The 12,533-nt window shown below is 68.2% G+C and carries 13 protein-coding genes; 5 read left to right on the forward strand and 8 right to left on the reverse strand.

The annotated features are described in order from the left end of the window. Positions 1 to 115 precede the first annotated feature (115 nt). Positions 116 to 874 carry a PEP-CTERM sorting domain-containing protein gene (locus IPG05_03135; protein ID MBK6494089.1) on the forward strand — a complete coding sequence of 253 codons (759 nt, stop codon included), beginning with the start codon at positions 116 to 118 and terminating at the stop codon, positions 872 to 874. A 198-nt stretch (positions 875 to 1,072) separates the two neighbouring features. Further along, complete coding sequence (locus tag IPG05_03140; protein MBK6494090.1) at positions 1,073 to 2,473, forward strand: amidohydrolase family protein; 1,401 nt, start codon at positions 1,073 to 1,075, stop codon at positions 2,471 to 2,473. A gap of 33 nt (positions 2,474 to 2,506) precedes the next feature. On the opposite strand, the gene IPG05_03145 is transcribed toward IPG05_03140, so the two are convergent. The 7 genes from IPG05_03145 to IPG05_03175 all read right to left on the reverse strand — a co-directional run bounded on the left by IPG05_03145 (position 2,507) and on the right by IPG05_03175 (position 8,016). Then, positions 2,507 to 3,535, reverse strand: a complete 1,029-nt coding sequence (locus IPG05_03145; GenBank protein MBK6494091.1) for a M48 family metallopeptidase — start codon at positions 3,533 to 3,535, stop codon at positions 2,507 to 2,509. Beyond that, entirely contained in the window at positions 3,532 to 4,092 is a 561-nt protein-coding gene (locus IPG05_03150) for a LemA family protein (protein MBK6494092.1), read from the reverse strand. Before IPG05_03150 ends, IPG05_03145 begins: the two co-directional genes overlap by 4 nt. A 97-nt stretch (positions 4,093 to 4,189) precedes the next feature. Beyond that, positions 4,190 to 5,101 carry a c-type cytochrome gene (locus IPG05_03155; GenBank protein ID MBK6494093.1) on the reverse strand — a complete coding sequence of 304 codons (912 nt, stop codon included), beginning with the start codon at positions 5,099 to 5,101 and terminating at the stop codon, positions 4,190 to 4,192. Beyond that, positions 5,098 to 5,364, reverse strand: coding sequence for a hypothetical protein (locus IPG05_03160; GenBank protein MBK6494094.1), 267 nt, complete (start codon positions 5,362 to 5,364; stop codon positions 5,098 to 5,100). Before IPG05_03160 ends, IPG05_03155 begins: the two co-directional genes overlap by 4 nt. Before the next feature lie 129 nt (positions 5,365 to 5,493). After that, the gene (locus IPG05_03165) at positions 5,494 to 6,078 is read right to left on the reverse strand and encodes a carboxypeptidase regulatory-like domain-containing protein (protein ID MBK6494095.1); all 585 of its coding nucleotides are present in this window, start codon (positions 6,076 to 6,078) and stop codon (positions 5,494 to 5,496) included. Further along, positions 6,012 to 6,632: a carboxypeptidase regulatory-like domain-containing protein gene (locus IPG05_03170; protein ID MBK6494096.1), complete on the reverse strand. Its 621-nt coding sequence runs from the start codon at positions 6,630 to 6,632 to the stop codon at positions 6,012 to 6,014. Before IPG05_03170 ends, IPG05_03165 begins: the two co-directional genes overlap by 67 nt. Positions 6,633 to 6,726: 94 nt before the next feature. Beyond that, entirely contained in the window at positions 6,727 to 8,016 is a 1,290-nt protein-coding gene (locus tag IPG05_03175) for a hypothetical protein (protein ID MBK6494097.1), read from the reverse strand. Positions 8,017 to 8,145: 129 nt separating this feature from the next. Between IPG05_03175 and IPG05_03180 the strand changes: the two genes are divergently transcribed. Further along, positions 8,146 to 9,243 carry a cysteine synthase family protein gene (locus IPG05_03180; GenBank protein ID MBK6494098.1) on the forward strand — a complete coding sequence of 366 codons (1,098 nt, stop codon included), beginning with the start codon at positions 8,146 to 8,148 and terminating at the stop codon, positions 9,241 to 9,243. Beyond that, the gene (locus IPG05_03185; protein MBK6494099.1) at positions 9,240 to 10,046 is read left to right on the forward strand and encodes a formate/nitrite transporter family protein; all 807 of its coding nucleotides are present in this window, start codon (positions 9,240 to 9,242) and stop codon (positions 10,044 to 10,046) included. The genes IPG05_03180 and IPG05_03185 overlap by 4 nt, the downstream gene beginning before the upstream one ends. Before the next feature lie 15 nt (positions 10,047 to 10,061). Here the strand turns inward: IPG05_03185 and IPG05_03190 are convergent, their stop codons facing one another. Then, positions 10,062 to 11,210, reverse strand: coding sequence for a pyridoxal phosphate-dependent aminotransferase (locus IPG05_03190; protein ID MBK6494100.1), 1,149 nt, complete (start codon positions 11,208 to 11,210; stop codon positions 10,062 to 10,064). A gap of 192 nt (positions 11,211 to 11,402) precedes the next feature. Here IPG05_03190 and IPG05_03195 point away from each other — a divergent pair, with 192 nt between their 5' ends. Further along, complete coding sequence (locus IPG05_03195; GenBank protein MBK6494101.1) at positions 11,403 to 12,530, forward strand: carboxypeptidase regulatory-like domain-containing protein; 1,128 nt, start codon at positions 11,403 to 11,405, stop codon at positions 12,528 to 12,530. Positions 12,531 to 12,533 lie beyond the last annotated feature (3 nt).

Genomic DNA, 12,533 nt, shown 5'->3' on the forward strand with positions numbered 1-12,533 from the left:
TTGATTATGGTAAGTCGTTGATAGTAAAAGCTTTATGTGTACACCGCCGGGCCATCTCTACTGGCATGGAAGGTGCTCCTAGGCTGGGCAACCCACACCGGAGTTCTGTTTGAAGATGAAGAACCTTGTTTTCGCTCTCTCGGCCGCTGCGCTCGTCAGCGCTGCGCCATTGCAGGCCCAGGCGTTCAGTACCTTCACGGCGAACAACGACGGCGTCGAGTTCTGGGATAACCTCTCGGACGACAACGCCACGTGCAACTCGGGCTACGTCGTGACCGGCGTCGCCCCGATCACCTGCATCAATCAGCGGCCGAACACCTGGCTGCCGTACACCGGGCTTCCCGCGACGACCTACCTGAACAATGGTGGGAACTGGACGGCGGTCTACTTCTCGGGTGGCGACTACAGCCTTGATTACCTCGGCGGCACCCCGAGCCGGCGCTGCGTCGCTCCGTGCGTCGGAGGTGACATCGCCGGCGCCAACCTGGGCTGGGGCATCTTCGATCTCGGCAATCGGACCACCAACTTCACGAATTTCAACACCGGCTCGCCGCTTCCGTTCTCGGGAGTGATCAACTGGTCGTACTGGGGGCTCTACGTCGACCTCCTGGGCGGTGGCCGCGCGTACTCGGATGTTGATCCCCAGTTCGCCTTGTTCGGCTTCGGCCGTACCGATCCGAACACCTGGATCGCGGGCATCGAAGACAACAACGGCCAGCGTAGCGACTGGGACTATCAGGACATGATGTTCCGCATCACGGCGAACGATGGTGGCACGCCGCAGGAAGTCGTGCCGGAGCCGGCGACGATGACGCTGCTCGCGACGGGCCTGGCTGGTATGGCCGCCGCCAAGCGCCGCCGCAACCGGAAGTAACTCCGCACCGTTCTCTGGTAGAGGGTGTCGCAGCGGGTCCGGAATCTTGATTCCGGACCCGCTGCTTCGTTCGGCCCCCCCAACCGACTGGCGCCCGGCCCCCGGACGCCGTACTCTCCCTGAGCGCCTCACGCGCCAGCCACCATCCCTACAATCGCTGCTCCGCCCGCCGTCACCCCACCCGTCTGGAGTGTTGCCATGCGTCGCTTCGTCTGGTCCAGTCCGCTGCTCGCCGTCGCCCTCGCCATCGCACCGCTGGCGGCCCAGGGTGGAGGCGCTGGCGCGCCACCCACCGGACCGATCACCGCCATCCGGGCCGGTCGCCTGATCGATCCGGAGAACGGCAGCGTCACCCGGAACGCGGTGATCCTGGTGCAGGGCGGACGCTTCACGGCGGTCGGCACCGACGTCGCCGTGCCGAGTGGCGCCAAGGTGATCGACCTCTCGAGGCTCACCGTGATGCCGGGGCTGGTCGACTCCCACAACCACCTCGCGCTGACCTACAAGGAAGACCCCGAGCGCAACGACTACTACATCACCTACATCAAGGAGTCGTCCGAGTTGCGGGCGATCCAGGCGGCGTCCAACGGGCTCCAGATGCTGAGCGGTGGATTCACCATCGTCCGCGACCTGGGCAACAACGCCAACTACGCCGACGTCGCGCTGCGACAGGCGATCGAGGCGGGGTGGCTGCCGGGTCCGACGATGGTGACGTCGGGGCTGATCATCGGCGGCATGGGCGGGCAGTTCTCGCCGACGCCGACGATGGCGCTCGACCACAACATCGTCTATCCCGAGTATCTCGAAGCCGACACCCACGACGAGATCATCAAGGCGGTGCGCCAGAACGCCCTCTTCGGTGCCCGGGTCATCAAGATCTGTGTCGACTGCAAGCGCTGGGGATACAGCACCGAGGAGATTCAGCTCTTCATCAGCGAGGCCGCCAAGGCCGGGTTGAAGGTGGCGGGGCACGTGCAGACCGCAGCCGGTGCGCAGCGCGCCATCGACGCCGGCATCTGGTCGATCGAACACGCCTCGGCGCTCAACGACACACTCCACAAGAAGATGGCCGCCAAGGGGATCTGGCGCGTCGGGACCGAGACCCCCATCACGCTCGTGGGGCACACCAGTGCCGCGGCCTATCAGCGCACGGTCGCCGGGCTGAAGAACGCCTACGAGAACAAGGTGCCGCTCACCTACTCCACCGACGCCGACTATTTCGTGCCGGGGAAGACCCGCGGCGAGGTGGCCATCGAATTCATCAAGACCTGGCAGGATGCCGGCGTGCCGAACGCCGAGGTGTTGAAGGCGCTGACCATCAACGGGTACAAGGTCAGCGAATTGGAGGCGCGCCGTGGGCCGATCAAGCCGGGGATGGCCGCCGACCTGATCGCGCTGTCGGAGAATCCGCTCGAGTCACTCGACGCGCTGCGCGACGTGCAGTTCGTCCTGAAGGATGGGCTCGTGTACAAGCAGGGCGGAGTGATTCTGGTGGGGGAGTTCCTGCATGGCGGGCCGCAGAACATCCGCCGCGCGGCCGTGCCGCCGCCGGCGGCCGTACCGGCCGCCCCAGCGCCGCGCCGGACGGGCGGACTCTAGCGCGCCGTCGACACGCCGCGCGCCGGCCGGCGCTTACCCCATCGCCTGGAGCCGAGCAATGCGCTCGGCCATCGGCGGATGACTGGCCATGAGGTTGCCGAGCGCGCCCCGCAGACGCTGCACCCGCTGGTCACCTGGGTCGACGATGCAGAGGTGGGTGGCCGCACGCCCGATGCGATGCGTCGGTGCGCTCGCGTCGTCGAGCTTGGCGAGCGCGGAGGCAAGGGCGCCAGGGTTCCTGGTGTACTGTGCCGCCGTGGCGTCGGCGAGGAATTCCCGCTTGCGCGAGATGGCCATCGCCACCAGGCGTGAGACGAGCGGGGCGATCAGCAGCGTCAGCACCCACACCACCACCAGCACCACGGCAACGCCGGCGTTGCGGCCCCCGCTCCGTCGAGCGGCGACGCCACCCATCGAGCGCGCGACCGTGTTGCCACTCCGCCCTGAATGCCAGAGGAAGCGCCCGAGGCCGTCGCTCAGGAGCGCAATGGCCCCGACCATCGCCGCGACCAGCGTCATCAGGCGCGTGTCGTACCGCGCCACGTGGGCCATCTCGTGCGCCACGACGGCCTGCAGTTCGTCGCGGTCGAGCCGGGTAAGCAGCCCCTCGGTCACGGCGATCGAGGCGTGCGCCGGATCGCGCCCGGTCGCGAAGGCGTTCGGGTCGTCGTCCGGGACGATCCACAGTTTCGGGCGCGGGAGGCCGCTGGCGATCGACATTTCGTCGACCACATTCGCGAGGCGCTGCTGCTCGGGGGTGACGGCGTTGATCAACTCCATCGCCCGAGTGGACCAGAGGATCTGCCTGTCGCCGTTGCGCCAAGCCGACCACGCCACGCCGGCCGCCACCAGCGTGATCCCGATCCCGATCACGGGCACTCGGTGCTGATACCCGTTGGTGGCATCGGCGGTGGAGAGCATCAGCGCGACATCGCCGCCGAAGCCGAGCCACGCGAAGAAGCCGATGAAGCCGATCAGCAGCCACGACGATTTCCGCCGGTTCTCTTCCTGCTGGCTGAAGAGATCCCGGCGAACGCGCCCACTGCTGACTGCGGGAATCACCGGAGAGAGATGTCGACCTTGGGCACCGCGCGCTCGCCGGGATCGGTGATCTCCCACAGCTCGACGATGGAGGCCTTGGCGAGACTTGCCACCAGCGACGTCGGGAACTGCTGTTGCGCGACGTTGTAGGTCGTGGCCACGTCATTGTAGTGCTGACGCGAGAAGGCGATCCGATTCTCGGTCGAGGTCAATTCCTCCTGCAGCTGACTGACGTTGGCCAGCGCCTTGAGGTCGGGGTAGGCCTCGGCCACCGCGAAGAGCCGACCGAGGGCCTGCGTCAGTTCCCCTTCCGCCTGCGCCACGTCCTTCACGCCCGTTGCACTCACCGCGCGGCTCCGTGCCGTGATGACGGCGTCGAGCGTCTCACGCTCGAATTGCAGCGCCCCCTTCACGGTGTCCACCAGATTCGGAATGAGGTCGTGACGGCGCTTGAGCTGAACGTCGATCTGTTTCCAGCCGTTCTGCACCTGGCCCTTGAGCGCAACCAGGCGATTGAACGCCGTGATGAGCCAGAGAAAGAAGGCGGCGATCAGACCGAAGAAGATCACGGTTCCCATCGGTGCTCCCGGGGCCAAGGTGGTTGCTGCGTGACCGCTCCAAGAGTATCGGCGTGGCGAGGGGTTGCGCCAGCAGGGGGTAGCCCCGGGGCAGCCGCTATCTCCCCCCGTACGGCCGGGGCGGCAGCGACTTGAAGTACGCAAAGAGGGCGGCGATCTCGTCGTCGGTGAATTCGCGGCTGATCTTGATCGGCATCGCCACCGAGTCCATCACGACGCCTTCGGGGAGCTGCCCAATCCGCATGGCGGCACGGAAGTCACTCAGCGACCAGCGACCGATCCCGCTGGCGCTGTCTGGCGTGAGGTTGCGGGACGGCGCCATCGCGACGCCTCCGGGGATCTCGCCACCGGAGAACGTCTCGCCATGGCAGCCGCGGCAGCCGCCCGCCAGGTATGCACCGTACGCCACCGTCGGCCCGATCGGCACCGAGGCCGGCCGCGGCGCGGTGTGGTCGATCCGCTCCGCCGTCACCAGCGGCAGGCTCCCCATCATGAGCATCACCCGACCCAGCAGCCCGACGGTGGTCGCGGGGAACTCCGCATCGATCTGTGGCCGGGACTTGAGCCAGGCGATCAGCGCGCCGAGGTCGCGATCGTTGAGGCGCTGATAGTTCTGCGACGGCATGAAGAGGAGGCCACGACCGTCCGGGGCCACCGCGTGACGAATCGCGCGGACCCAGTCGGCGTCGCCGTAGCGCGCCCCGGCGCCACCTGCGCCCGGCGTGAGGTTACGGGCGTAGAGCCGCACGACGCCGGGCGCGTCCATGAAGAGCCGGCCCGCGAGGTCCGGGCCGTGGCACCCGTCGCAGCCCTGCAGCGCGGCGACGTGACCACCATATGCGATCGAGAGGGAATCGGTGGGGACCGCGACCACGTCAGCGGGGAAGGTCCAGCGGCGGTCGAGGCGCGCGTTGCTGCTGTAGTAGGTGTAGCCGAGCGCGATCGCCGCGACGGCCAGCAGGACGAGGAAGAAACCGATGATCCAGCGGGCAATCCGCTCGAGCGTCACTTGCCCGGGATCAGGGTCGCCGGGATCGTGGCGAGGAAGCCGAGGAACTGCCCGCCGAGCTTCATCGCGATGCCAATCACCGGGGTGCCGACGGCCGCGAAGATCAGCGCGGCATCGGTCATCACCAACGGCTTCGTCCAGCGATCGACGAAGCGGCGATCACGGGTGCGCCAGAGCGCGATGATGAACGTCGCATTCACGACCACGAAGAGGGTCAGGGCGATCGAGGCGATGGTGCCGAGGGCGGCATCGATCCAAGGCATGGCGGGAGTCTCCGCTGGGGCAGGGAGCGCAGCATTGGGTGGCGAGGGGGAAGGCGTTTCACGAGTGAAACACCTTCCCACAAGCTAGCCTCCGGCCCATTGGATGCAAGGTGGCGTTGGCCCCTGGGCTCAGGGCCGAGCGGGCGCCGCAGGAGCGAGGTGGAAATCCTGGAGAATCGTTTCACCCTGGCGCAATCGGAGCCCTTCCACCATGGTGGGAGCGTACCCCGCCCGAGTCACGCGGAGCGCCAGCACTCCGGACGGAACCAGTGGCAGGACGTAGCGACCCGTGCTGTCGGTCCGCGCCGATTCCATCGTGCCGACGACCGCGACCACCGCGTCGACCACGGCGCGGTTGGCGGCGTCGCGCACGATGCCTTCGAGCCGGCCGGGGTTGGGGTACGGCGCCTGCCCGCCATTCGGAATTCCATCGACGTACGTGACCTCGGGGCGCGTGCCGCTCGTCCGATTCATGCTGTTCTCGCCCTCCGGCTGGGATGCGAGGACGAAGTCCTGCGTGACGTGTTCGCCCGGCCGGATCCTCAGCCCCGCGACCGTCGCCGATTTCGAGGCGATCGCCATGGCCTGGACGGTGATGACGCCGGCGGGGACGGCCTCGAATCGATAGCGGCCGCTACTGTCGGTGGTCACGCTCGCGCGGGACCCAACGATGAAGACGCGTGCCCCCCAGAGCGGCTGGCGACCTTCCGCCATGACGGTTCCCTCGAGGCGGCCGGGGCTGGGGATGATCGTGCCGGGAGCCACGCCAGTGGATACCCGCGAGACGTTGTCGACCGGGAGCTTGTCGACATAGCTCCCGGGGTCCGTATCCTTCCTCCGGAGGGGATCGGGCAGGTGCGCTCCGAGACCGTTGGCTTCGCTGGCTGCGGTCGCGCGGCATTGCCGACCATCCCCGGTGGTGGCGCCCCCCCGGTCTCCGAGATGGTCACCTTCGACTCCTCGAGGGTGAAGTCCTGTAGCACAGTTCGGGCGCCCGACAATTGCAGCCCCGTGACCATGCCACTCTTGTAGCCGATGTAGGTGACCCGCACGCTGACCGTGTCCGGCCGGAGCTCGGGGAAGGCGAAGCGCCCCTCGATATCGGTCGCCACCGCGGCCCCGGTGTTGAGCAGGAGGACCCGCGCGCCCAGGAGCGGCGACCCGGCCGCCCCGTACACCCGCCCCTGCAGGCAGGCGGTCCCTCCCTGTGCCGCGACCGGCACGGCAATCAGCGTGGCAAGCAACGACAACAGACGAGTCTGGGACATGGCAGCCCTCCTGGGGGTGGGGACGCGCGGTAAGGGGGATCCCAAGGTGACGCCTCCCCGGGCGCGGGCTGCACGCCGGGGAGCCGCCGTCCGGTCAGTAGTACTCGCCGCTGCCGCCGAGTCGCGGATTCACGATGTTGTTGAGCACCGAGCCAAAGGTGTAGGTCAGGCCGAAGTACGCGGAGTAGCGGTAGTTGGTCCTGAGCCGCTTGAGGCGCAACAGGATCTCTTCGTCACTGGCCCCGTCGCGTGGCAGGGTGATCTGGTCGCGGACGCGGGCGTAGCTGCCGCCGTAGTTGATCCCCATCCCCTTGAAGACGCGCACATTGGCCGACGCGCCGACGGTCACCCGATTCTGCCGCAGGTTGGCGAGATACTGCGACGCGCTGACGCTCATGCTGGCACTGCCCCAGGTCGTCCGCGTGACGTAGGAGGCGCCGAGCGATTGATTGACGAGCGTTTCCTCGTCGCGGTCGAAGATGGTGGTCTCGGTGTACTCGTAGCGGTTGAAGCCGACGCTGTATTGCAGGGTGAGCCGACGCTTGGTGTAGTCGGCGTAGTCGAACACCGAGTACTCGAGCGTCGGAGCCACGCGCAGGTTCAGGTCGATGTTCTCTTGCGTCGAGGACGTGCCGCTGAAGAGGGCGCCGGCCGAGAGGTGGTGGCCCAGACTGCGCACCAGCAGCCCGCTGCCGTAGTAGCTGTGCACCTTGGAGCGGTAGGTGCTGCCATCGCCGAGGTCGAAGCTGTTCTCGCTCTTGTTGCCCGAGATGTAGGCCTGGAACTTCCAATCGGCCGTGGTGCGACCCGCCGAAAAGCTGCCGCCGAGATCGCTCGACTTCGAACTCGATTCGCCGCTGAGGTAGCCGTTCATCCCGGCCGAGAACACCCAGAGCTTCCACGGGTCGGCCGCGGGGACGGCCGCCGCGGCCTTGGTCGGCGCCGTGAAGGTGACCGCGAGGTTGCGACCTTGCGGCAGGCGCGCGGCGTAGCGGGCCAGGCCCAGCGCGAGGAAGCGGCCCAACTCGATCCGTCGCTCGTCCGACGTGGCGCCCTGCGCCGCCGAGTAGCGGATCTCGTCATCGACGCCGAGGAACCGGTCGCGCCCGGCAAAACGGAGGGTCACCTCGCTGCCGCCCCCGCCGGCGCCCACGGACACCACGAGCACATGCACGTCCGCGGCGGTGCGGTCCCGCACGTAGTCCACCCAGGTGATCTTGGTCCGGAAGTAGTCGAAGTCGCACCCCGACGTCTCGCAGTCGAGGAAGAGCCGCAGCGTGCCCGGCCCGTCCGGCCTGGCGGTGGGCGCGGGTCCCTGGGCCGCCACGTGGGCGGGGAGGAGCAGCGAGATCAGCGTGATCAGCAGCCGGGAAGAGCGGGGCATCGGTGCTCCGTCGAGGGGGTCGCCATGGGCCTCCTCGGAAGCTACCCAAGACCCCGCCGTGCGGTGGCGCCACCACCCTGATAGAATCCACGGTGGGTGCCTCCCCCGGCTGCCCGCCAGGAGCGCTGCATGCGCCGCATGACCCTCGCTGACCGGCTCCGGGGACTTCGTGTCCTCGTCGGCAACACCCCGCTCCTCACGATCGAGTTCTCGGTCGACGGCGGCCCCCCGCGCCTGATCCACGCCAAGGCAGAGAGCCTCAACCTCACCGGCAGCATCAAGGACCGGATGGCGCTCCACATCCTGCGCCACGCGCGGGAAAGCGGCGAGCTGCAGCCGGGCGGGATGATCGTCGAGGCCACCAGTGGCAACACCGGCATCTCCTTCGCCGCCATCGGGCGCGCACTGGGACACCCGGTCACGATCTTCATGCCCGACTGGATGAGTGCCGAGCGGATCGCGCTGATCCGCTCGTTCGGCGCCACCATTCGCCTCGTGTCCAAGGAAGAGGGCGGCTTCCTCGGTTCGATCGCGCTCGCCGAGGCGCTCGCGAAGGCGAGGCCCGGGGCGTTCCTCCCGCGTCAGTTCGCCAACGAACTGAATTGCGACGCGCACATGCGCACCACCGGTCCCGAGATCTGGGCACAACTGCGCAACCTGGGGCTCACCCCAGCCGCATTCGTGGCCGGCGTGGGCACGGGCGGCACCATCATGGGGACCGGCCGCTATCTCCGGAGCGTGCAGCCGTCGATCAAGTTGCATCCGGTCGAGCCCGCGAACTCCCCGACCCTCACGACCGGGCACAAGGTCGGCAAGCATCGCATCCAGGGGATCAGCGACGAGTTCATCCCGGCCATCGTGCAACTCGACGAACTCGACGCGGTGCTCGCGGTCGACGATGGCGATGCGATCCTGATGGCGCAGGCGCTCGCGCAGGAACTCGGCCTCGCCGTCGGCATCTCCAGCGGGGCGAACTTCCTCGCCGCGGTCGCTGCGCAGGACGCGCTCGGCGCCGACGCCGTGGTGGCCACGATCTTCTGCGATTCCAACAAGAAGTACCTGAGCACCGACCTGTTGCGTGAGGAGCCGGTGTTGCCGAACCATCGGGCGCCGCATATCCAGCTGCACGCGGTCACGGCGATGAATCGCGTCTGCGGTTCCTGCGTCGATCCGGACGATCCGGGCAACGCTCCCGCCGGCTTCTACGAGCTCACGCGTTCGCGATGAGCGACCTCGTCGACGCCATTCCGCCCCGCGAGATCGCGCGCAAGGCCGAACAGGTCGGCGTCGCGAAGGCCAACACCGATGGCCTGACGTTGCTGGTGCTCGCCATTCTCGCGGGGGCGTTCATTGCGCTCGCCGCGCTGCTCTTCACGGTGGTCGTCACCGACCCGAGGCTTGGCTTCGGCGTCACTCGCTTGATCGGCGGGCTGAGCTTCTGCCTCGGCCTGGTCCTGGTCATCGTCGCGGGGGCGGAGCTCTTCACTGGCAACAACCTGCTGGCGATGGCATGGGCGAGTGGCCTGATCGACACGCGCGCGGTCCTCCGCAACTGGGCCATCGTCTATGTGGGCAACGTGGTCGGCAGCCTTGCGACCGTGCTGCTGGCGTGGTGGGGCAACATCGCCGCACTCGGCGACGGAGCGGTCGGGGCGACGGCGGTGCAGGTCGCCACGCTCAAGGGCGGGCTCACCGTCGGCGAGGCGCTCGCACGCGGCATCCTCTGCAACGCCCTCGTCTGCCTCGCCGTCTGGCTCGCGATGGGGGGACGGAGCGTCGCGGACAAGGTGCTCGCGATCCTCTTTCCGGTCACGGCATTCGTGGCGATCGGTTTCGAGCACTCGATCGCGAACTGGTTCTTCCTTCCCTTCGGCATGCTGCTCGACAGCGCCGGTGCGGTGACGATCGCTGCCGCGGCGCGCAACCTGGCCGCGGTCACCCTGGGGAACATCATCGGCGGGACGTTGCTGGTGGCCGGGGTGTACTGGGTAGCCTACCTCCGTGGTGGACAGCCGGCCCGACATCCGTAGCGCCGCGCGACCGCCTCAGGCCGGCGAAGGCCTGTCGCGCCGGCGCCCAAGGAACGATGCCAGCCGCCCGATCGCCTCGCGCAGCACGGGTTCCTCAGGCAGGAACACCAGCCGGAAGTGGTCGTTCGCGATCCAGTTGAAGCCCGTGCCCTGCACGATCAGCAGCCGCTCCTCGGCCAGCAGGTCGTAGGCAAACTGCTGGTCGTCCGCGATCCGATAGATCGCCGGGTCGAGGCGCGGAAAGAGGTAGAGCGCGGCCTTCGGCTTCACCGCACTCACGCCTGGAATCTCCGAGAGCAGCGCGTGCGCGAGGTCACGCTGGCGGTGCAGGCGGCCCCCTGGCGCGACCAGCGGCGCAATCGAACAGTCGCCTGCCAGGGCGGCCTGAATGGCGATCTGCCCCGGCGTATTCGAGCAGAGGCGCAGCGAGGCGAGCATCGTCAGGCCCTCGACGTAGTCACGCGCGTCGTCGCGATCGCCCGAGACGATCATCCAGCCGGCGCGGAAACCGCACGCGCGATAGTTCTTCGACAGCCCGTTGAAGGTGAGCACCAGGACGTCGTCGGCGAGCGACGCGACGCTGGTGTGGACGTGCCCGTCATACAGCGTCTGGTCGTAGATCTCGTCGGCGAGCACGACCAGGCGATGAGCCCGCGCGACTTCGAGCAGGTCGCGCAGGATCGGCTCGGGGTAGAGGGCGCCGGTCGGATTGTTCGGATTGCAGACGAAGATCGCGCGCGTGCGCGGGCCGACCTTGTCGCGAATGTCCTCGAGGTCCGGCAGCCAGCCGGCCGCTTCGTCACAGCGATAGTGGACCGGCACGCCGCCGGCGAGGCCCACCAACGCGGTGTAGAGCGGATAGTCGGGCGTCGGAATCAGGACTTCGTCGCCGTCGTTCAGCAGGGCGTTGATGGCCACCTGGATCAGCTCCGAGACACCGTTGCCGAGGTAGACATCGTCGGGAGTCACGCCGGCGATCCCCTTCGACGCCGCGTAGCGCGCCACCGCCTCTCGTGGTGCCACCAGCCCCTTGCTGTCGGTGTAGCCGGCCTCCTGCGGGATGCGCGCGAGCATCGCCGTCAGCATCGCCTCGGGCGGCTGCAGGCCGAAGGCGGCCACGTTGCCGATGTTCAGCTGGATGATCGATTCCCCGGCCTCCTGCATCCGACGGGCCTTGTCGAGCACCGGCCCGCGAATGTCGTAGGCGACGTTGGCGAGCTTGGCGGATTTGCGGTGGGACGTCACAGGGCGGGGCTCCGGGGAGAGGAGGACGGCGTGGAAGATGGGCCCGGACCGGCGACGTTGCGAGTGGAGACAGGTGGCGGGGCAATCGCCGCCCGGGGCGGTACCTTTCGGATGTTCAGTCCACCCACCGTGAGCCCCATTCCGATGCGCCTCTTCCGATTGCTCGCCCTGCTAACCCTCGGTCTGCCGTCGCTCGGCCACGCGCAGGCGATTCGCGGTCGCGTCGTCGACGCAGCGCAGGGGCTCCCGATCGCCGGCGCCCTCGTCGAATTGCAGGACAGCGCCGGACGGGTGCTGCGGCGCACGATCGCGTCCCCGACCGGGGCCTACCAGCTCGTGGTGCCGCGACCCGCCGCCTATCGCGTGCGGGTCGCCGCGATCGGCTTCACGATCCATCCGGTCGTGGTGGCGCGGATCGGCGCGGCGAGCATCGCGCTCCCCGATTTCCGCCTCGAGCCGGCGGTGACGATCCTTCCCGACGTGGTGGCCGCCGGGAAGCGTCGTGCCTGCGGGCCGGACATCATGGCGGATCCCCTCCTCGGACGCCTCCTCGAGGCCGGAAAGAACGCGCTCACGCAGATCGAGGCAACGCTCGAGGTCGGGACCGAGTTTCCGTTTCAGGAGGTGGCGACCCGGACGGTCGTGACCGCAACGGTTGACTCGGTGCGTGCCGATACGACGACGGGCATCCTCACCGGCTGGCCACTACAAAGCATCGATCCCGAGACGCTGCGCCGCGTCGGTTTCTCGCGCGTGCTCGCGCCGGAGGAGGGGATCGGCCGGGTGTACTACGGTCCTGACCTGCGCGTGCTCTTCGCCGACTGGTTCCTGGACGGCCACTGCTTCTCCTTCTCGCAGGATGTGCGGGATGCAGCCGCGGGGGTGATCCGCGTCCGCTACGAACCGCGCGCCCGGACCGGGCTGGTCGACATCTCGGGCGAACTCGTGCTCGATGTCTCCTCCCTGGCGTTGCGCGAACTGATCTTCGCGCATGAGCACCTCCCCACCTTCATGCCGAAGGGGAGCGCCGGCGGCAGGATCGCGTTCGCCCTGCAGGAGGGTGATGGCTGGCTGCCGGTGCGCTGGGAGATCTACGCGCCCATGGAAATGGCAACGGTCGGGATGAGCACGCAGCGTGACCTGGTCGTGGCGAGTCGCGCCCCCGCCATGACGATTCATGGCGAGGTCCGGGGGCGCGTGGTCCTGGTCGGGACCATCGTCCCGCCGCCCCCACCATGAGAT

It is taken from the genome of Gemmatimonadota bacterium, assembly GCA_016704275.1.
Lineage (GTDB): Bacteria > Gemmatimonadota > Gemmatimonadetes > Gemmatimonadales > GWC2-71-9 > Palsa-1233.